The organism is Colwellia sp. C1TZA3 (genome assembly GCF_007954265.1).
Lineage (GTDB): Bacteria > Pseudomonadota > Gammaproteobacteria > Enterobacterales > Alteromonadaceae > Cognaticolwellia.
Genome location: NZ_VOLS01000013.1, coordinates 1 through 21,485, shown reverse-complemented (window position 1 = coordinate 21,485; position 21,485 = coordinate 1). Strand labels below are relative to the sequence as shown.

The 21,485-nt window shown below is 39.9% G+C and carries 19 protein-coding genes and 2 rRNA genes; 10 read left to right on the top strand and 11 right to left on the bottom strand.

Annotated elements, in window-relative coordinates:
• Positions 1-62: 62 nt before the first annotated feature.
• The 5 genes from hutU (at position 63) to ESZ39_RS05880 (ending at position 6,311) form a co-directional block, all read left to right on the top strand.
• Positions 63-1,748: a urocanate hydratase gene (hutU, locus tag ESZ39_RS05900; RefSeq protein WP_223270267.1), complete on the top strand. Its 1,686-nt coding sequence runs from the start codon at positions 63-65 to the stop codon at positions 1,746-1,748.
• Between the two features lie 109 nt (positions 1,749-1,857).
• A complete protein-coding gene (hutH, locus tag ESZ39_RS05895; protein WP_146879039.1) occupies positions 1,858-3,393 on the top strand; it encodes a histidine ammonia-lyase in 1,536 nt (511 codons plus the stop codon).
• Positions 3,394-3,934: 541 nt separating this feature from the next.
• Positions 3,935-4,387, top strand: a complete 453-nt coding sequence (locus ESZ39_RS05890; RefSeq protein ID WP_146878949.1) for an NfeD family protein — start codon at positions 3,935-3,937, stop codon at positions 4,385-4,387.
• A 68-nt stretch (positions 4,388-4,455) separates the two neighbouring features.
• Positions 4,456-5,376: an SPFH domain-containing protein gene (locus ESZ39_RS05885; protein WP_146878947.1), complete on the top strand. Its 921-nt coding sequence runs from the start codon at positions 4,456-4,458 to the stop codon at positions 5,374-5,376.
• On the top strand, positions 5,373-6,311 hold the full coding sequence (locus tag ESZ39_RS05880; protein ID WP_146878945.1) for an SPFH domain-containing protein: 939 nt from the start codon (positions 5,373-5,375) through the stop codon (positions 6,309-6,311). Before ESZ39_RS05885 ends, ESZ39_RS05880 begins: the two co-directional genes overlap by 4 nt.
• Before the next feature lie 204 nt (positions 6,312-6,515).
• Here the strand turns inward: ESZ39_RS05880 and ESZ39_RS05875 are convergent, their stop codons facing one another.
• The 4 genes from ESZ39_RS05875 to ESZ39_RS05860 form a co-directional block, all read right to left on the bottom strand.
• Positions 6,516-6,776, bottom strand: coding sequence for a hypothetical protein (locus ESZ39_RS05875; protein WP_146878944.1), 261 nt, complete (start codon positions 6,774-6,776; stop codon positions 6,516-6,518).
• 35 nt (positions 6,777-6,811) lie between these two features.
• The gene (locus ESZ39_RS05870; RefSeq protein ID WP_146878943.1) at positions 6,812-7,693 is read right to left on the bottom strand and encodes an SDR family NAD(P)-dependent oxidoreductase; all 882 of its coding nucleotides are present in this window, start codon (positions 7,691-7,693) and stop codon (positions 6,812-6,814) included.
• Between the two features lie 50 nt (positions 7,694-7,743).
• Positions 7,744-8,226, bottom strand: coding sequence for a nuclear transport factor 2 family protein (locus ESZ39_RS05865; RefSeq protein WP_146878942.1), 483 nt, complete (start codon positions 8,224-8,226; stop codon positions 7,744-7,746).
• Positions 8,227-8,322: 96 nt separating this feature from the next.
• Positions 8,323-9,213: a bifunctional GNAT family N-acetyltransferase/hotdog fold thioesterase gene (locus tag ESZ39_RS05860; RefSeq protein ID WP_146878941.1), complete on the bottom strand. Its 891-nt coding sequence runs from the start codon at positions 9,211-9,213 to the stop codon at positions 8,323-8,325.
• A 58-nt stretch (positions 9,214-9,271) separates the two neighbouring features.
• Between ESZ39_RS05860 and ESZ39_RS05855 the strand changes: the two genes are divergently transcribed.
• Positions 9,272-10,042 (top strand): spermidine synthase, encoded by a 771-nt coding sequence (locus tag ESZ39_RS05855; protein ID WP_146878940.1) that lies wholly within the window; start codon positions 9,272-9,274, stop codon positions 10,040-10,042.
• A gap of 26 nt (positions 10,043-10,068) precedes the next feature.
• Here ESZ39_RS05855 and dtd read toward each other — a convergent pair whose 3' ends face one another.
• The 4 genes from dtd to typA form a co-directional block, all read right to left on the bottom strand.
• On the bottom strand, positions 10,069-10,506 hold the full coding sequence (gene dtd / locus ESZ39_RS05850) for a D-aminoacyl-tRNA deacylase (RefSeq protein WP_146878939.1): 438 nt from the start codon (positions 10,504-10,506) through the stop codon (positions 10,069-10,071).
• Positions 10,507-11,481 carry a prolyl aminopeptidase gene (gene pip, locus ESZ39_RS05845; protein ID WP_146878938.1) on the bottom strand — a complete coding sequence of 325 codons (975 nt, stop codon included), beginning with the start codon at positions 11,479-11,481 and terminating at the stop codon, positions 10,507-10,509. It lies immediately after the preceding gene.
• A 40-nt stretch (positions 11,482-11,521) separates the two neighbouring features.
• Positions 11,522-12,400, bottom strand: coding sequence for a virulence factor BrkB family protein (locus tag ESZ39_RS05840; protein ID WP_146878937.1), 879 nt, complete (start codon positions 12,398-12,400; stop codon positions 11,522-11,524).
• 451 nt (positions 12,401-12,851) lie between these two features.
• Entirely contained in the window at positions 12,852-14,669 is a 1,818-nt protein-coding gene (gene typA / locus ESZ39_RS05835) for a translational GTPase TypA (RefSeq protein ID WP_146878936.1), read from the bottom strand.
• Between the two features lie 385 nt (positions 14,670-15,054).
• Here typA and glnA point away from each other — a divergent pair, with 385 nt between their 5' ends.
• The 4 genes from glnA to glnG all read left to right on the top strand — a co-directional run bounded on the left by glnA (position 15,055) and on the right by glnG (position 19,669).
• Positions 15,055-16,461, top strand: coding sequence for a glutamate--ammonia ligase (gene glnA, locus ESZ39_RS05830; RefSeq protein WP_146878935.1), 1,407 nt, complete (start codon positions 15,055-15,057; stop codon positions 16,459-16,461).
• 112 nt (positions 16,462-16,573) lie between these two features.
• On the top strand, positions 16,574-17,101 hold the full coding sequence (locus ESZ39_RS05825; RefSeq protein WP_223270260.1) for a DUF4124 domain-containing protein: 528 nt from the start codon (positions 16,574-16,576) through the stop codon (positions 17,099-17,101).
• A gap of 76 nt (positions 17,102-17,177) precedes the next feature.
• Complete coding sequence (glnL, locus tag ESZ39_RS05820) at positions 17,178-18,263, top strand: nitrogen regulation protein NR(II) (protein ID WP_146878933.1); 1,086 nt, start codon at positions 17,178-17,180, stop codon at positions 18,261-18,263.
• On the top strand, positions 18,263-19,669 hold the full coding sequence (gene glnG / locus ESZ39_RS05815; RefSeq protein WP_146878931.1) for a nitrogen regulation protein NR(I): 1,407 nt from the start codon (positions 18,263-18,265) through the stop codon (positions 19,667-19,669). Before glnL ends, glnG begins: the two co-directional genes overlap by 1 nt.
• 35 nt (positions 19,670-19,704) lie before the next feature.
• Here the strand turns inward: glnG and epmA are convergent, their stop codons facing one another.
• The 3 genes from epmA to rrf (ESZ39_RS05800) all read right to left on the bottom strand — a co-directional run bounded on the left by epmA (position 19,705) and on the right by rrf (ESZ39_RS05800) (position 21,348).
• On the bottom strand, positions 19,705-20,682 hold the full coding sequence (gene epmA / locus ESZ39_RS05810; RefSeq protein WP_146878929.1) for an elongation factor P--(R)-beta-lysine ligase: 978 nt from the start codon (positions 20,680-20,682) through the stop codon (positions 19,705-19,707).
• A gap of 339 nt (positions 20,683-21,021) precedes the next feature.
• Positions 21,022-21,136: ribosomal RNA gene (gene rrf, locus ESZ39_RS05805) — 5S ribosomal RNA — on the bottom strand.
• Positions 21,137-21,233: 97 nt separating this feature from the next.
• Positions 21,234-21,348 (bottom strand): 5S ribosomal RNA (rrf, locus tag ESZ39_RS05800).
• Positions 21,349-21,485: the final 137 nt, after the last annotated feature.

Below are 21,485 nucleotides of genomic sequence, written 5' to 3'. Positions count from 1 at the left end.
TTTTGAATCGAGAAATTCTCTTTTTAGCCAACAATTTACATCTTTAGAGGTCCACCATGACAATAAATAATAGAATTGACACTAGCCGTAAAATTCGTGCCGCACGTGGCAGTAAAATCACCGCAAAAAGCTGGTTAACTGAAGCGGCAAAACGCATGCTAATGAATAATTTAGATGAAGAAGTTGCCGAACACCCACAGTCATTAGTCGTTTATGGTGGTATCGGTCGCGCTGCACGTAATTGGGCATGTTACGACAAAATTGTAGAAACATTGGATCGCCTAGAAGATGACGAAACTTTGATGGTGCAATCAGGTAAACCCGTTGGCGTTTTTAAAACTCACGCTGATGCGCCACGGGTATTAATAGCTAACTCAAATTTAGTGCCGCACTGGGCAAACTGGGAGCACTTTAACGAGTTAGATAAACAAGGTTTAATGATGTACGGCCAAATGACTGCTGGTTCATGGATTTATATTGGCTCGCAAGGCATAGTGCAAGGCACTTATGAAACTTTTGTCGCCATGGCAAAACAGCACTTTGCTGGTAACGCTAAAGGTAAATGGGTACTTACCGGTGGTTTAGGTGGTATGGGCGGAGCTCAACCACTTGCAGCAACTATGGCGGGCTTTTCTGCGTTAGTGGTTGAATGTGATGAATCTCGTATCGATTTTCGTCTAAAAACTCGCTATGTGGATAAAAAAGCCACCTCGTTAGATGACGCATTAGCGATGATCAATGACGCTACGACAAAAGGCGAAGCGATTTCTGTTGGTTTATTAGGTAATACCGCTGATATTTTCCCTGAATTGGTCAAACGTGGTGTTATCCCCGACATAGTAACAGACCAAACCTCAGCACATGATCCGCTCAACGGTTATTTACCGCAAGGCTGGAGTATGGCGCAAGCGGAAAAAATGCGTCTTGAAGACGAAGCTGGCGTTGTAAAAGCCGCTAAACATTCAATGGCTGTGCAAGTACAAGCCATGCTTGATTTACAAGCAGCTGGCGCTGCTACCACAGATTACGGTAACAACATTCGTCAAATGGCCTTGGAAGAAGGAGTGAAAAATGCCTTTAATTTTCCTGGCTTTGTACCCGCTTATGTTAGACCACTATTTTGTGAAGGCATTGGGCCTTTTCGTTGGGTAGCATTATCTGGTGATCCAGAAGATATCTATAAAACTGACGCCAAAGTCAAAGAGCTTATTCCAGACAACCCACACTTACATAACTGGTTAGATATGGCGCGTGAGCGTATTGCCTTTCAAGGTTTACCAGCCCGTATTTGTTGGGCCGGCTTAAAAGACCGTGCGCGCTTAGCATTGGCTTTTAACGAAATGGTAAAAACCGGCGAATTATCAGCACCTGTTGTCATTGGTCGCGATCACTTAGACTCGGGCTCAGTTGCTTCACCCAACCGTGAAACTGAAAGCATGCTTGATGGCTCTGACGCGGTATCTGATTGGCCGCTACTCAATGCCTTATTGTCAACTTCAGGCGGCGCCACTTGGGTTAGCTTACATCATGGTGGTGGTGTAGGTATGGGCTTTAGTCAACATTCTGGTGTGGTTATTGTCGCTGATGGTACCGACGCCGCAGCAAAACGCATTAGCCGAGTATTATGGAACGATCCTGCTACCGGTGTTATGCGCCATGCCGATGCCGGTTACGACACCGCGATTGATTGTGCAAAAGAGCAAGGCTTAGATCTGCCAATGATTGATGGTGCTAACGGCAAGGCCTAGTGGACGTTGTTTAGCTTAAGGTAAAGTTGCACTTATATTAGCAATAATTGTGGTGCTTCTTTCATCGAATTCATAAAGATTTAAAGATAGGACAATTAACATGTCAGTAATGAACACATTAAATATTATTCCAGGTCAGCTTACACTAAAACAATTACGCGCTGTAACTAAATACGAAGGTATACAATTTAGCTTAGATGAAAGCGCCTTTGAAGGTATCAATAAAAGCGCTGAAGCAGTACAAAAAGTTATCATGGAAGATCGCGTGGTTTACGGTATTAATACCGGCTTTGGTTTACTTGCCAGTACCCGTATCAAAAATGACCAATTAGAATTATTACAGCGCTCAATCGTCTTATCTCACTCGGCTGGCTTTGGCGAGTATATGGATGATGCCACCGTTCGTTTAATGATGGTATTGAAAATCAACTCCTTATCACGTGGTTTTTCAGGTATTCGCTTAGAAGTTATTCAAGCGTTAATTACCTTATTAAATGCCGAAGTATACCCATGTGTGCCTAAAAAGGGCTCTGTCGGTGCTTCTGGTGATTTAGCGCCGCTTTCTCATATGGTATTGCCCTTATTAGGTGAAGGCGAAATGTCACATAATGATGAAGTTATATCAGCGGTTGAGGGCTTAAAAATAGCCGGCCTTGAAATAATGACCTTAGCGGCGAAAGAAGGTTTAGCCCTACTTAATGGTACACAAGCGTCAACCGCATTTTCATTAGAAGGCTTATTTCACGCCGAAGACTTATTTGCCGCCGGCGTGGTTATTGGCTCGATGTCAGTTGAAGCAGCCATGGGTTCGCGCGCACCCTTTGATGATCGCGTACATCAAATTCGTGGTCAACGTGGACAAATTGATGCTGCTGGTGCGTACCGTCACATATTAGACGACAGTTCAGCCATAGGCTCTTCACATGTGGATTGTGAAAAAGTGCAAGACCCTTATTCACTGCGTTGCCAGCCACAGGTGATGGGTGCATGTTTAACACAAATTCGCCAAGCCGCTGAAGTGCTCCATGTTGAAGCCAACGGCGTAACAGATAACCCGTTAGTTTTCGCCAACGAAGGTGACTTTATTTCTGCTGGTAACTTCCATGCCGAGCCTGTTGCCATGGCAGCAGATAATTTGGCGCTAGCCATTGCCGAAATTGGTTCGATATCAGAACGTAGAATGGCGCTATTAATCGATGCAAACCTCAGTAAATTACCCGCATTTTTAGTTGATAATGGCGGGGTAAACTCTGGTTTTATGATTGCACAAGTCACCTCTGCTGCTTTAGCCTCAGAAAATAAATCGTTAGCACATCCGGCCTCAGTTGATAGCTTACCCACTTCGGCTAACCAAGAAGATCACGTATCTATGGCCGCTTTTGCCGGTCGTCGCTTGGCTGATATGGCAGAAAACACTAACGGTGTGTTAGCGGTTGAATATCTTGCAGCTGCACAAGGTCTAGATTTTAGAGCGCCATTGAAAGGTTCTAAAAATATTGAACTAGCCAAAGCTATGTTACGCCAAGTCGTGAGCTTTTATGATAAAGACAGATACTTTGCGCCAGATATTGCTGATGCATCGGGGATTATTGCTGAAGGTGAATTAAACGATTTAATGCCTGAAGCCTTACTACCTAGCTTCTAGTTCCCCCTAAATTTAAATTAACTTAATCTAGCCAAACATCAATGTTTGGCTTTTTTATGTTCAGGATGAACGGTGTGTCACGATCACATGGCCGTTCCTAGCCATCCATGGCTCACGGCATTAGTACGTCCGTATACGTCGATGTGAAAGAGTGACGATGTTCAGGCCTTTCTCAGACATCCTGTCTTTCAAGGCATTACTACCTCATTAGCTAACATTATGCTGACTTATACCAAGTTGATTAATTACCTGCTCATTTTTAATGGTTAAAATAAATAACTACAGCGTTATAAAATTTATAAGGTGAATAACTACTGACTAAATTTTATGCCTTGTATTTATCCATTTTTCCTGCGCACAACAAGATCACAAACTTAATGAAATTGGTATTACCTGATCAGATTACCCCTAGCGCCAGCTTTCTTTCATATAATTGCCTTTAATACCAAGCTGAATCACTTGACATAATATGTCGCACTTGCTACTTTGAATAGATCTCTGTTAACGTCAAATTAACAGCACATACATCATAGAGGTGGCAATGGAATACTTACTGTTTTTTGAAACTTGGATCGCCCTAGCTATTTTATTTGCCTGTTTAGAAATTTTTGTTCCAGGCGGTATTTTACTTAATTTAGGCATAGCCTCATTACTTGTCGCTATCGGCGTACAACAACAAATACTTGATACTTGGGTATTAACCCTCACCACTTGGTTCGTCCTCGCAACATTTTTACTGATTTTAGTTTACTTTATTACTGAGCGATTTTTTGCTGGTGAAACGATTATTGAAAATATTTATGAAGAGGTCGATATTTATGGTAAAAAAGTACGTGTGCTTGAACAAATAGGTCCAGGTACACAAGCAGGTAGAGTTGAGTATCAAGGCACAACATGGACGGCGTTAAGCGATGGCTCTATTATCCAAGCGGGTAGCGAAGCCGCTATTGTTTGTAAAGAAAACATTTCCTTAGTGGTTGAGCCTATCAAGTAATACCGTGGAGGTTAAAGCCTCAATTTAAAGCCATTTAAAAACTATAAAATAAGAAAAGGAGCATCCTTATGTTAGCTACGGTTACCTTTGTTTTTCTAGCATTACTATTTATTGTCATAAAGCTAGTGTTGATAGTACAAATGAAAGAAGTTTGTGTCATAGAGCGTCTAGGAAAATTTCGCGCCATTACGCCACCGGGGCTACATTTTTTAATCCCTTTTATTGACCGCGTCGCTTATCGCCATGAAACCCGTGAACAAGTGTTGGATATACCGGCGCAGAGTTGTATTTCACGTGACAATATTCAAATTAATGTCGACGGCTTGGTCTATATTCAAGTAATGGACGGTGCTAAAGCCAGTTATGGCATTGAAGACTACCGCCGCGCCAGTGTTAATTTAGCACAAACGACTATGCGCTCTGAAATTGGTAAATTAAACTTAAACCAAACATTTTCTGAACGCGACACCCTAAATGAAACCATAGTGCGTGAAATTGACAAAGCTTCTGACCCTTGGGGCATTAAAGTATTGCGCTATGAAGTGCGCAATATTACGCCCTCTGATAATGTTATTCATACCCTAGAAAAACAAATGGAAGCTGAACGGCAAAAGCGTGCTGAAATTACCTTAGCAGAAGCAGAGAAAGAGTCGACTATTAACTTATCCGAAGGTGTACGCCAAGAAGCGATCAACTTATCTGAAGGCGATAAACAAAAACAAATTAACGAAGCGCATGGCCGAGCACAAGAGATAGCGATTCTAACGCAAGCTTCCGCAGAAGGTATTAACTTTATTGCCAAAGCGGCAGCGCAACCTGGTGGCGAAAAAGCAATAAAAATGCGCTTATTAGAACAGTTTATCGCGCAAACTGGCAATATTTTACAGCATGCTGACGTGTCAATTGTGCCAAGCGAAGTGGCTAAATTAGAGAGCTTTTTTCAAGGTATGGATAAAGTAACGCAAAATATTCAAGGAGCAAAATCATGATAGCTCTTGATGCAAACACCATCGATTTAGCGGTATTGGCTATTTGGGCATTTATCTTCTTGTTTCTAGCCTTTAAATTTTTCCAAGCTATTTGTTTAGTGCCGACAAAATCAGTCTATATTGTTGAACGCTTGGGGAGATATCGGTGCACCTTAGAGGCGGGCTTTCATCTACTCTTACCTTTTATTGATCGGGTGGCATTTATTCAAGACCAGAAAGAAGAAACTATCGATGTGCCGCCTCAAGAATGCTTTTCAAAAGATGAAGTCTATGTCGAAGTTGATGGTGTTATTTACATCCAAGTAATTGATGCCGTCAAGGCAAGCTACGGTATAACCGACTATCGCTTCGCTGCTATGCAACTTGCTCAAACCACTACCCGCTCAGTTATTGGTACTTTAGAGTTAGATCGCACTTTCGAAGAACGTGATGTCATTAGCGCGAAAGTGGTAGAGGTGCTTGATAAGGCTGGCGAAAGCTGGGGCATTAAAGTACACCGCTACGAAATTAAAAATATTACCCCACCAATGACCGTTCGCAATGCCATGGAAATGCAAGTTAACGCCGAACGTGAACGCCGCGCTATTTTAGCAAAAAGTTTAGGTGACAGAGCCAGTCGTATTAATCGTTCAGAAGGAAAAATGACCGAATTAATTAATTTGTCTGAAGGTGAGAAGCAACGCAGAATCAACTCAGCTGAAGGTAAAGCGGCGGAAATATTAGCCATTGCACAGGCAACCGGTGACTCTATTAGTAAGTTAGCAGCGGCTATTGAGCAACCAGGCGGGCAACAAGCTTTGGATATGCAGTTAAGTGAGCAATATCTGCAACAAATGAAAGGCTTAAGTCAGCCATCAACCAAAGTTATTCTACCCGCGAATTTGCTTGATTTTAAACAATGGCTAGCAACAGCCGGTATTCACAATAAATCTTAAAACCGTCTAAACACGTAAAAACCCGACAAAGAAGTCGGGTTTTTATTAGCTATAACAAAGTAACACATAGTCTTTCACATCAGTGTTAATCGCCACAACGAGCTAAGGAAACCTAAAGCATAACAGGGAAGTAAGAGAATAATTATTCAGCTTAAATAAATATAAACACTATGGCAGCGATTGCAATAATTTCACAAGCTATCGCTATTTTACCGGTGAATTTGAACGGCTTATTTGTCTTAATTTTGTTATCGCTAAAAAAAACGCTGTGGTTATTAAGGCAATTAAAAAATGCGTTAGAATGGTCCGAAATTCACTATTCTCCTGCCAAAGAAATACCGGACCACGGTAATTGACATAAAATAAATTTAACAATGAAACATGGGCCCACAAAATAAAAAACAACAAGGTCATTTTATATTGATAGATTGCTTTTAGCATTTTGACAATGACATTATTCGCCATAGCGTTTACACCTTAATCTCTTCAAAAGCCACACCTTAAGCTCTATCTAATGCAGTAACATCAGGCGCTTTTAACCAAGCTAACAAGTCATCATGCGTATAGTGATAAGCCAATTCATCACGCAATGCTGCACCGATAATTTTTTTACCTGAGCTTTGCTCTCGCTCTATGGCAAATTGTGGCAGTGGCAAATTTAAGGCTTGCGCGGCTAGCTGATAATAACCTTGGCGATCACTCTCGGTACTACTGACCACATTATAAATGTGTTGCTTACTACCAGTACTGTTAAGATGAATAAGCCTGTCAAGAATGTTCACTACATCGGTTTGGTGCACCAAGTTAACGGTCGCACTAGCATTTTCAAAAACACGCTTTGCTTGTAAAAACTTACCTGGATGTCGATCAGGCCCAACTAATCCTGCTAACCTTAAAATGTGTACCCGTTTAGAAAAGCTTTTAACCGCTTGCTCTGCTGCCAGTAAGCTCGCTACTTTTTCAGCATTAACGTTTAACTGACTGGCTTCATCTACTTTCCCTACTAAACCATTATAAATAGCTGTCGAATTCAATAAAATAATATGCTGAGTTTTGCCAAGCTCAGCCAGATGCACTAGCTGTTGAATTTTTTGTGGATAATCTACCCGACCTTTTTTCAACTGGGGTGGTATAGCAATAATCAGCACATCTTGTTGAAATAATTGCGGGTCAACGCCGGTAATATTATCTAAGTGCTTGCGGCCCATCACATCATCAACAAGCGGCAAAATAAGCTGAGTGGCGGGAATATTAAGCGCATTAAGTTTGTCATGGCTTTGCGCTGATTGGTAGCTTGCAATAAGCTTGGTATGGTTGGCAAGTAAACGTTGTGCTAACGCCTGCCCTAACCAACCACAGCCAATAATACTAACACTGGTCATTAAAATTTCTCCATAAAATTACACCACTGATAGTGATGACTAAGCTGACTTTATTTATTGATAGTAGAGGTTCGATAACCCTTAATAGACGCGACCACCTGCAGAGCAATAGCATTTGGCACCGGAATAGATAAATTATATTGCAATATTTTCCATCCGTTTTTAGTACTAATTAACAAACCACTACCCCGACAACGACCGTAATCTTTATTTTCCAGCAACTCATCAAAAAAGAAAACATTACTTTCTTGAGTTGGTGTTATATGACGTTTAACGGGCCGATATAACCAACCCTTGCCTTGACTAAAGTAGGGTTTTACAAAAGCTGAAAATTCACTTTTATTCCAGCGCTCAGCACTGTCTGTACCCAGAAAAATAGCACCTTCTGCCAATAAGCCAAGATATTTCTCATCGTTAGCTTCGCCTGCAGTTTGGTGAAAACTATCTAATACTGCATTAAGTTCGCTGTTTACCGGCACAGTTGCCATTGTAAAGAAACTGCAAAATATAAACCCTACAAAAACTCTATACATATTGCTCTACTTTTAGTTTCAAATTCTCATTCAGTAATAACTCAACACTGATGTTATACGAGCAAGATTATTACATTCAGTAGCGCTGTCAAGAGATTACTTTCGCTTTGCCATAGCGACATACGCCCCGGTAAAAAGTGCTACAACACTATCACCACAACACACTTCAACTTCGATATTAAAGCGAGCATTTTTGCCATGTAGTAACGGCTCTACGCTACCCGTAACTAGGTTTAACGACGTTTGGGCATAGGCGATACCTAGAAGCGGCGCGATATAGCGAATATTTCCTTGTGCTAAGACAATGTCTGCTTGCTGGGCTTGCAGAGCCAAATACACCCAGGCCCAGCCAGTAAGAGTTGCCAAAGTATAAATGCTGCCAGCAAACATAGTATTATGAAGGTTTTTATTAAAGTTAGGTTCACAATTAGTCAGCAGTTTTTGTTGGTCAAAATAGCAAATATTAATATTCATGGCTTTACTAAGCGGAATAGTTTGATGCCAAAGTTGCTGTAAGTTGTCGGCAAGTTCGGCTAAATGATTATCTGATTTTATTATACTTTTAATCATTTTGTTGTGCTTTACTACACCAAAAAGTGTATGTGAATATCCTTCATTGCTATAACCGAGTCGCTGATAAAAACCAATGGCATCAACGCGCGCATTTAACTCAATGGTTTTCACCCCCGCTTTTGCTGCAGTCCGTTCTAGCTCATTGACCAGTACCTTACCCAGTCCTTGGCCGCGGACATGCTCACTGATCGCCATATAACGAATTTGTGCTTGTTCTTGGCTAGTATTGTGTAATCGCCCAGCGCCAACAATGTTATCCATATCGTCAACAATAACCCGATGGTATGATTGTGCTTCAAGGTCGTCTTTTTCGCTACCCATGGGTTGTTGTGATGGCTGGCGAAGCGTTTGCCAGCGTAATTGATAATATTGTGCTAGTTCAGCTTGATTTTTTGGCGCTCTGCATTTGTACATCGTCTATTATTAATCTTATGGCAAGTGAAATATATTCATTTCAGGAATTTAACAACACGTGAAACTTAACCAACATGTTAACCAAGGTCAACTAGTGTACCTCAGTAACACCTCAGACCAAATAACCATTAGTGAAAATACACATTATCGCTGGTTAGCATTTGACAACGTTATTCAAAGTGTTATGCATTTACGCTGTCCAAAAAAGCTAACCTTACCTCATCACTACGCGGCTTTAATGCCTTTATTGTTTTTTCAACCAAATCAGGTGGTAGAGCTAGGTCTTGGTGGTGGAAATATAAGTCGATTCTTAAGTGCGCTACAGCCCAATATTCAGGTCACAAGTGTCGAACTGTCTCAAACGGTAATTGATTGCTTTCAACGTTATTTTAATCCACAACAACATCAAATAATAATTGAAAAAAGCGAAGCCTTAGCTTGGTTACAGCACACAACATGCCCAGCAAGGTCATCAGCTGATTGGTTAATTTGTGATGTTTATCAGCATCATGCTAAAAGCTTTCAAAGTAGAGTTGCCCTATTAACTGCACTGATAGATAACTTACAAGATGATGCTTGTTTAACGCTTAATTTGCCCGACTTGGACGACCAGGAAATTAACTTATGCTTGACCATTTTAAAGCAACTACAAAGTTCGCATCATATTATCTACTTTCACATTCCACGCTATCTTAATGTGATTATTCATTTGCTGCCAAAGCATTGGATGATAGACAACCTAAAAAAGCGTTCAAAAACATCCTATCTACCGCCAACGCAGTACCTTAGATGGCGAAAGTTTTTTAACCATCATATGAGCGCTAACTAGCCGATATTACTTGTATTAATTTTGTATTAAGCTTGTAAATTAATAGTGACCGGACCATCATTTAACAGCCGCACTTGCATGTCAGCACCAAAAACTCCCGTGGGTGTCCTGAAGCCAAGCTCGCGCAATTGCTGACAAAAATATTGATAAAGCGCTACACTTAATTTTGTTGGTGCTGCACGGCTGAAGCTCGGTCGCATTCCTTTTGTGGTATTCGCCGCTAAGGTAAACTGCGAAACAACAAGTATTTCACCACTGATTTGTTGAACATTTAAATTCATTTTACCGCAATCATCGGCAAAAATTCGGTAACCGGCAACACGTTCAGCTAAACGCTTAGCTTTTGCTTGGGTATCTGCAGGTTCAATCGCTAAAAACACCAATAAACCCTGCTCGATTTCTCCAACAACATTATTATCAACGCTGACACTTGCTTCGGATACTCTTTGCATCAATGCTATCATTTAATCAGTAGGCCCCTGTTGTGCAATGAAGTTAGCCATCGTGTCTGTTGCTTTGCAAAAGCCATCAATAGTTTGAGACTCAAAACCGCTATGACCTGCTTTGGGTAATATTTGCAATTGTGCATTAGGCCATTTTTGCACCAATTTATCTGCATTGTCCAATTGGCAAACCATATCGTAGCGGCCATGTAAAATAATCGCCGGTATGGCTTTAATTTTTTCAATTGAAGCTAAAATCAAACCTTCATCGATAAAGCATTTATTGACAAAATAATGGCTTGATATTTTCGCCATACATAACGCTTGATGTGAATCTTCTATGTGGTGGACATCAACAGGATGATGCTCAATGGTTGACAACCTAAGCTCCCATAAGCACCAAGCTTTACTGGCAGCAATAGCAGCAATTTCATTGGCTCCAGTTAGTACATCATAATAGCCCTGAACAATATTATTAGCTTTAACGTCGATAAGTTGCTCAGTAAATTCTCGGTAATATTTAGGAAAAAATTTTGCTGCTCCATCCTGACTGTATAACCAGTTGTATTCAGCCGTTGTACCAAGAAAAACCCCTCTTAGAATAAAACCTAACACAGTTTCAGGATATTGAATGCCATAAAGCAATGCCAAGGTTGTGCCCCATGAACCTCCGGCAATTAACCAGTGTGATATGCTTAAATGTTGACGGATTAGCTCAAGATCAGCAACTAAATGAGCCGCGGTATTATGGCGAACACTTGGCGATGGTGTAGAGCGTCCACAACCACGTTGATCAAATAAAATAATACGATACTTGTCGGGATCAAAGTATCGACGATGATCTTTGCTTGTACCACCACCAGGGCCACCATGTAGATATACTACGGCAATACCATTGGGATTACCTGATTGCTCAAGGTAGAGCTGATGGCCATCACCGACCTCAAGCCATTGTTGTTGATAAACCGCTATATTGGGGAAAAGCACTCTAGACATATACCGCTCCTTATGGATAATTTATTTGGTCTACTTATATTTAATTAGCGTCTTGCTGAGATAATTTTGTCTTTTTTTCGCTGTCATAATCTTCTAATGATACCGTAAATAATGCCCCAACAAGCACCACCAACCAGCTTAAGTATACCCATAAAAATAAGATAGGAATACTGGATAGCGCACCATATATAGCCTCATAAGAAGGAAGTTGTGTCACATAAATTGCAAAAGCTTTTTTTGCAATTTCAAATAGCACTGCGGCTAAGGTCGCCCCCGCAAGCGCAAACTTAGCCGGAACGACCTTGTTTGGCACCACCATATATAAAATGAAGAAGGCTGCTATTGAAGCGACTAACGGCAGAGCCTGAACAACAATATTACTTAGCCCTAATAAGTCATAATCTCCTATCGATACCAATGAAAGAATATAAGAGGTCATGACTAAACTACTACCCACCAACACCGGACCCAAGCTTAGCACCATCCAATACATTGAAAATGAAGTGATGATTCGACGTTTTTCATTGACTCGCCATAATTTATTTAAACATTGATCAATCGCTGAAATAAGTAACATGGCAAGAATAAATAACGCAGTTATCGCTATAACAGACATTTTAGAAGCATTACTGACAAAGCCGGTAATGTGCTCTTGCACAACATCGCCAGAAGCGGGGACAAAGTTCTGATAGATAAAGTTTTCTATCAATTCTCTTATTTCAGAAAAAATGGGAAAAGCGGTCATCACCGATAACATCACCACCATTAAAGGTACTAAAGACATCAAGGTAACATAAGATAAATAACCGGCGGTGACATGAATACGTTCTTTTTGAAAATTATTAAAAAATAATAACAAAAAACCAAGAGCTGATTCGATATAACGATGCTGTTTTATTTCTGCTAATTTCGGGTGCATATAAACTTCTAGTTAGAACCATTATATTTATTTTAAGGCAATGGCTAAAATAACGGTAGTCATAATCTCAATAATTTTACCTTATAAATAAAGTCATCCATGTTATTTATAGAACTATTGCTAATTTTTATAACAAGTTGACTAATACCAATCCCATTAAGTTATTGCTCACTTGTACTAGTTAAAGTAGCTCAAGGCTGTGTTGCTCTCAATCCCAATAGCTAGCTATTGCTCAATCGAGCGCCTTACCTTGAATTATTTTTCCTGCGCACAACAAGATCACAAACTTAATGGAACTAGTATAATTACCTGTTCATTTTTAATGGTTAAAATGAAAAAGTAATTTACTTATTTCATCAAATTGGTATTAGCGACTATTTTACAAAAATTAGCAAAAAAAAAACCACCTAAATTGCTTTAGATGGCTTTATATCGAGATTAGCTTACGATATTATTTTGGTCCACGACCTTCACGTTTACGATCGTTTTCTTTTAAGAATCTTTTACGAATACGAATACTTAGCGGCGTAACTTCCACTAATTCATCATTATCAATAAACTCAAGCGCTTGCTCAAGTGACATAACGATAGGCGGCGTTAACGTTTGTGCTTCATCTGTACCAGCAGTACGAACGTTAGTTAATTGCTTACCTTTAAGCGCATTGACGGTTAAATCGTTGTCACGACTATGAATACCGATAATTTGACCTTCATAAATATCAACACCGTGTCCGATCAACATACGACCACGAGACTGTAAGTTGAATATCGCATTGGTTAATGCTTTACCGGTTGCATTACCAATCATTACGCCATTTTTACGTTGGCCGATATCACCACCTTTATGCGGGCCATATTCATAGAAGGTATGATAAATTAGACCTGAACCAGAAGTTAAGGTCATAAATTCAGTTTGAAAACCGATTAAACCACGACTTGGCATAATAAAGTCCATACGAATACGACCTGTACCATCAGGTGCCATATCAGTTAATTCAGCTTTACGGATGCCCATTTTTTCCATAACAGAACCTTGATGTTGTTCTTCAACATCAATAGTCACTGTTTCATACGGTTCTTGTATCTGACCATCAATTTCACGAATAATAACTTCTGGACGCGATACCGCTAATTCAAAACCTTCACGGCGCATATTCTCAATTAGAATACCTAAATGAAGCTCACCACGGCCCGATACTTTAAATTTATCTGGATCACCAAGTTCTTCAACACGTAACGCAACGTTATGAACAAGCTCTTTTTCTAAACGCTCTTTAATGTTACGTGAAGTAACGTACTTACCTTCTTTACCACAAAATGGTGAGTTATTTACTTGGAAAGTCATATTGATGGTAGGTTCATCAACAGATAATGCCGGTAAACCTTCAACTTCTGTTGGACAACAAACGGTATCAGATATTTTTAATTCACCTAAACCGGTAAGGGCAATAATGTCACCGGCAAAACCTTCTTCAATATCAAGTCTTTCTAGGCCTAAGTAACCAAATACTTTACCTACTTTAGCGTTATGAAGCTTGCCAGTGGCTAGTTTAATAGTCACCTGTTGATTCGGCTTAACAGAACCACGTGTAACACGGCCAACGCCAATAACACCTAAGTAAGAACTGTAGTCAAGTTGAGATATTTGCATTTGAAATGGACCTTCAGGGTCCGCTACTGGTGCTGGCACTTCTTTAAGAATAGTATCAAATAGAGGTGTCATGTCTGTACCAGTTGCGCCTTCTTCAAGCGTAGCCCAACCATTGATTGCTGAAGCGTAAACAACTTTAAAGTCAAGTTGTTCGTCAGTAGCACCAAGGTTATCAAATAATTCAAAAACTTGATCCATAACCCAATCAGGGCGAGAACCAGGCTTATCGACTTTATTTATAACAAGAATCGGCTTTAAACCTTGAGCAAACGCTTTTTTCGTAACAAAACGCGTTTGTGGCATAGGGCCTTCTTGTGCATCAACAATAAGTAAAACTGAATCTACCATTGACATTACACGTTCAACTTCACCACCAAAATCAGCATGGCCAGGAGTATCTACAATGTTTACACGGTAGCCATTCCAGTTAATAGCCGTGTTTTTAGCTAAGATGGTGATACCACGTTCTTTTTCGATATCATTTGAGTCCATCGTACGTTCTTCTAGACCGCCTCGGGCGTCTAGCGTACCTGACTGTTCTAATAATTTATCAACTAAAGTGGTTTTTCCGTGGTCAACGTGAGCAATAATTGCCACATTTCTTAATTTATCTAACACAGGCGTTACTCGCTGTTACTTTCGTTTATTGCTACTTTAAGCAAATTAACGAATAGGGCTACAATTGGGCGCATATTATACAGCACAAGTCGCAGCAAATACACCGCAATAGAAAAATATAACCAACAAAATATTATTCTGTTAGTATATTACCGATGATCAGATTAGAGTATACGCACCACAATGCAGCAAATAGCGCACGATAATGGTGCAGATTAAATTAATGGAAAACATTAAAGCGATATATTTCAATGACTTTAGCTTTGGCATAGTATTCGCTTAAGCACAGTCAATAGAGAATTAAATTTTTCAAAATTTAAGCACAAACTATAAAATTTAAGCACTAACTATAAAATTTAAGCACCAACTACACTGGAGACTTTTAATGTCAAACGCAGTTTTAGATCTAATTAAAGAACATGACGTCAAATTTGTTGATTTACGCTTTACTGACACTAAAGGTAAAGAACAACACATTTCAATTCCTCATCATCAAGTAACAGAAGATTTTTTTGAAGACGGCAAAATGTTTGACGGTTCTTCAATTGAAGGTTGGAAAGGTATTAACGAATCAGACATGGTGATGATGCCTATTGCTGAGTCTGCGGTACTTGACCCTTTTACTGAAGCCGTTACCTTGAATGTTCGCTGTGACATTCTTGAACCTTCAACAATGCAGGGCTACAGCCGTGATCCTCGTTCAGTTGCGAAACGCGCTGAAGATTATATGCGTAGCACTGGCATTGCCGATAGTGTTTTGATTGGCCCAGAACCAGAATTTTTCGTTTTTGATGATGTGCGCTTTCATACCGACATGAGTGGTTCATTTTATAAAATAGATGATAAAGAAGCCGCTTGGAACTCTGGTACAGAATACGAAGAAGGCAATATGGGACATCGTCCTGGTGTAAAAGGCGGTTATTTCCCTACGTCACCAGTCGATTCATCACAAGATCTTCGTTCAGCTATGTGTTTAGTGATGGAAGAAATGGGCTTAGTTGTTGAAGCGCATCACCATGAAGTAGCTACTGCAGGTCAAAACGAGATCGCTTGTCGCTTTAATACCATGGTATTAAAAGCCGATGAAGTGCAAATATATAAATATGTTGTTCACAACGTTGCTCACGCTTACGGTAAAACAGCAACTTTTATGCCTAAGCCATTAGTCGGCGATAACGGTACCGGTATGCATGTTCATCAATCTCTTGCTAAAGATGGTGTTAACTTATTCTCTGGTGATAAGTACGGCGGATTATCTGAAATGGCGCTCTATTATGTTGGTGGTATCATCAAGCATGCTAAAGCACTCAATGCTTTTACTAATGCCTCGACTAACTCTTACAAGCGTCTTGTACCTGGTTTTGAAGCGCCAGTAATGTTAGCGTACTCGGCACGTAACCGTTCTGCGTCAATTCGTATTCCAATTGTGCCATCGCCAAAAGCAATGCGAATCGAAGTTCGCTTCCCTGATCCAACAATGAACCCTTACCTAGGCTTCTCAGCAATGCTAATGGCTGGTCTTGACGGAATTAAAAATAAAATTCACCCTGGCGATGCTATGGACAAGGATCTTTATGACTTACCAGCGGAAGAAGCAGCAGAGATTCCACAAGTTGCCACATCGTTAGGCGAAGCATTAGATGCTTTAGAAAATGACATGGACTTTTTAACAGAAGGTGGTGTTATGGATAAAGACATGATCGACGCTTACATTGGCATCAAGCGTAGCGAAGTAGAATTATTAAATTCAACGACCCACCCAATTGAATTTGATATGTACTACAGCGTATAGCGCTTCAAATAGATAGATAAGTAAAAAGCTCACTTCGGTGAGCTTTTTTTGTGGTAAATTTAACATTACTTGGATAGATTAAGACTGAACATTTTTAACAGGGATATTATTTTTGATTCACACTGCACGTTTTTGCATTTTTATGCTATTGCTAACACAAGCTTTTACTGTGTTTGCAGGCTCTGCTCAAGTTTATGTCTGGCGTAACGAGCAAGGGGTACTGGTTTTTTCTGATAGCCCTAAACCTGGTGCGGTAGAATTAGATGTCAAAACACCTAATACAGTAAAATCCTCAATCGACACCTCAATTTTAGACATAAAACCTAAAGCCATAGATAACAATTATCAAGTAGAAATTATTCAACCGAAGAACAAAGCAACCATCAGAGATAATACCGGTTCAGCTTACGTTTCAGGTCGAATTAAGCCCGTTTTCAAACGCGGCCTTACTATACAACTATATGTAGATGACAAACCCTATAAAGAACCACAAACACACTCAATGTTCGTTCTTCGAGATATTGATCGTGGTGAGCATCAAATAAAAATGTCCTTACTTAATGATAAAGGCAAGGTTATTGCAACGTCTCCTCCAGTAACGTTTTATATGCACAGAGCATCGGTTAACAAGGCAAACTAGCCGGATTTCAGTGCATATTGCACCAACTTTATTTACACTCGTTACTTAACGCACCATTTTAGTGCAAGGAAAAGTAATGTTTCGCAATGCGATAAATTTAAACAAAATAAAAAAGCACTATCAACAAGCTTTACCTAACCAAATGGTAACAGCCGTTGTGGTGTTAGACCGTGAACTCGCTATTTGCTATGTCAATCCGGCTGCTGAAGCTTTACTAGTTAAAAGCTTAAGTAAAATATACCGACTGCCCATTGACCAAGTCTTTTACAATACCCCTATTAATAGTAAACGCTTACAACAGCTACTGACGACAGGACAAGAGTTCAGTGATAGCGATGTGACAATTGAATTTTTTGATCAGCGACAAATCACGGTTGAAATTACCGCCTCTTCAGTTACTTTCGAGCAATGTCCGCACATTTTGCTCGAATTCAAGCAAATTGATCAACAAAAACAGATCAGTGCAGAAGCTTTTCAACAACAACAATGGGAGTCTGCACGCGATCTTATCCGTGGTCTTGCCCATGAAATTAAAAATCCCCTCGGTGGTCTGCGCGGTGCAGCACAATTGTTGGATTTAGAACTTAACCTCGAACAAAAAGAATACACCGCAATGATCATAGAACAAGCCGATAGGTTAACCAACTTAGTCGACCGACTATTAGGACCTAACAATCGGCCGCTAATGAAATTACAAAATATTCATATTGTGATTGAAAAAGTATTTCAACTGTCTAAATTTGATAACCCTAAGCATATTACCTTAGCCCGCGACTATGACCCATCAATACCAGAATTAACCTTTGATCAAGACAAACTCCAGCAAACGGTGATCAATATTGTCCATAACGCCATGCAAGCATTAAATGGTGAAGGTAAAATTACCTTAAAAACTCGTGCCGCAAGCAATAAAACTATTAATGGTAAGCGTATCAAGCTTTGTGCAGAAATCAGTATAATTGATAACGGCCCGGGTATTCCTGAGCATATCCGCAGTACATTATTTTATCCTATGGTCTCAGGTAGTCCATCGAGTACCGGCTTAGGGCTTTCTATTTGCCAAACTATTATTCATCAGCATCACGGAAAATTATCCTGTAAAAGTCGACCTGGACATACAGAGTTTACTATTTTAATACCTTTTGAAAGTGAGAAAAACTAATGGTCACCGAACAAATATGGATCGTCGATGATGATAGCTCAATCCGATGGGTGCTAGAAAAAGCCCTGTCAAATGCCAACATAACTGTTGGCACGTTTCATAATCCAGAAGATCTATTAATTGCTTTAGAACATAACCAACCCGAGGTGATTATTTCTGATATACGTATGCCTAACATTGATGGCATGACGCTATTAGGTAAGATTAATGACCAATTTGGCCACATTCCCGTCATCATAATGACTGCTCACTCAGATCTAGATAGTGCAGTGAATGCCTATCAAGGGGGAGCGTTTGAGTATTTACCCAAGCCTTTTGATATTACTGACGCAGTTACTCTGGCCAAAAGAGCTTTAACTCATGCTCGAGAATTAAAGTCGACAAAACAACTTAATGTTCCATCTGTTGACACGGTTGGCATTATAGGTGCAGCACCCTCTATGCAGGAAGTATTTAGGACTATCGGCCGACTATCCCGCTCGAGTATTAGTGTACTGATCAATGGTGAGTCCGGTACGGGTAAAGAGCTTGTTGCACACGCACTGCATATGCACAGTCCACGTTCGTCCGCACCTTTTATACCACTCAATATGGCCGCTATACCAAAAGACTTAATAGAGTCGGAGCTATTTGGTCACGAAAAAGGTGCGTTTACCGGCGCAAGTGCTGTACGACATGGCCGTTTCGAACAAGCACACCAAGGTACCCTGTTCTTAGATGAGATTGGTGATATGCCACTCGATATTCAAACAAGGTTACTTAGGGTGCTCTCAGATGGTCAATTTTATCGGGTTGGTGGTCATTCACCGATACAAGTCGATGTGCGAATTATTGCCGCTACACATCAAAACCTAGAAAAGCGCGTCAATAGCGGTGACTTTCGTGAAGATTTATTTCATCGACTCAATGTCATCAGGATCCAAATACCTAGCTTGCGCGAAAGAAAAGAAGATATTAACCAATTAGCGCAGCACTTTTTAAAGCAAGCAGCAAAAGAATTAGCGGTAGAAATTAAAACATTGCATAAAAGTACTCTAGGTTATTTAGAGCAATGTGAATGGCCAGGCAATGTTAGGCAATTAGAAAATATATGTCGATTTTTTACTGTGATGGCGAGTGGTAAAGAAATTTTAATATCAGATTTACCTAGTGAACTTACGGTAAAGCCACTCAATGTGAAAAATTCACATGATAGCTGGCAAGATAATTTAAAAACTTGGCTCGACAAAGAATTATCATCGGGTAAGAGTAATATTATCGAGCAAGTGCTACCTGAGTTTGAAAAAATATTGCTCGAAAGCGCATTAAAACACACCCAAGGGCATAAGCAAGAAGCGGCCAAACGCTTAGGCTGGGGCAGAAATACTTTAACAAGAAAGTTAAAAGAATTAAATATGCCCGATTAGCTGATTAGTCTAACCTATTCGTAGCGTAGGCTAGGCTAAGCATTTATTATCGGAAAAGTAATAACCTGATCAATTTTATTCACAGATAAAGCGAGCATGATCAGTCTATCAATACCCAAAGCAACTCCAGCACAAGGTGGCAAACCATGTTCCAGTGCTGAAATGAAATTTTCATCAATAGTCGGTTCAACTTTGCCGAGTTGAGCCCTAATAACGTTATCCTGCATGAAACGTTGTTTTTGTTGCTCAACGTCAGTAAGTTCATGAAAGCCATTGGCTAGTTCAATACCATGGAAATAACACTCAAAACGCTCCGCGACTCTCGGGTCTGTTGAACTTATTTTTGCAAGAGAAGCTTGGCTCGCAGGAAAGTTATAAACAAAGCATGGTACCTCTTTACCAATACAAGGCTCTATCAGCTCAGCCATGACAAATTGCAGTAACGCATCAATAGAATTTTCTTCTAGCAACCAATCACTTAATTTATCATGACTAATAATCAGTGCAATTAATTCGTTCTTATCTGTTATCAAAGGATCCATATCAACTTCACGCTTGAAGAGATCTTGATAACTAATGAATTCAACATTTTTACAAGCCAAGATTAACTTCATTAGCTCGGCAACTTCATCCATTAAGCGAAAATGATCAAAACCTATTCGATACCATTCCAACATAGTAAATTCTGGATTATGGTACCGGCCATGTTGCTCATGACGAAAAGCCTTACAAATTTGATAACAACAACCATAACCACTGGCCAGTAAACGTTTCATGGAAAATTCAGGTGATGTTTGGGCATACAGAGGGATTGACTCATCGCAATGACTGTTTTGTGAATAGTTAAATTGCGTTATAAAAGCATCTAAATATACATCGGTAACCGTTGCATGAGACAACAAGGGCGTATCCACTTCAATAACATTACGCTCTAGGAAAAATGCTCTGATTTGGCTTAAAACATGCGCGCGTTGTTTGGCATGCTGCCAATTCATACTAGGTTGCCATGACATAAATAGATTCACCTACAGGTTATACAAACAGAATAATTAATTTACCAACATTTTAAATTATACCAATTTAATTAATTAAATGGTTAATCAAATTGGTATAACTATAAGTGAGGATAAATAATCAAGAGCAAGGCACTTGATTGAGTAATAGCTCACTATAGGGATTGAAAGTAGATATTTATTGTTCCGAATTAGACATAAGTTCCTGCATCCCTGCAAGCAACATAGGTCTTTGATATTTAAGCCATTCCAGAATAGGCGATTAATTATTTCAATTAGTATGATTTATATCAGACAGCAAAAAGCCCGACTCTTTCGAATCGGGCTTCTTTAATAGGAGTCTGATAATGTCCTACTCTCACATGGGAACTCCCACACTACCATCGGCGCTAACACGTTTCACTGCTGAGTTCGGAATGGGATCAGGTGGTGCCATGTCGCTATTGTCATCAGACTAAAAACTTTATGAGTTAATTAACTTTAAAATTAGCTAAGTCATAAGGTTTAGACAAAAAACCTGTAGCGTCAGCTACAGGTTTCTCTAAATAGAAGCCTAGCAATGTCCTACTCTCACATGGGAACTCCCACACTACCATCGGCGCTAACACGTTTCACTGCTGAGTTCGGAATGGGATCAGGTGGGGCCATGTCGCTATTGTCGCTAGACAAAAAAGGGTCAATCTAAAAAGCTGCATCATTAAGACGTGTCTCAATGATAATAAATACGTTTTGTTTTCTTCTCTTATTCATCACTTAGGTACGTGATGTGGCATATTCCTACGCCATACTGCTATGTCAAACTA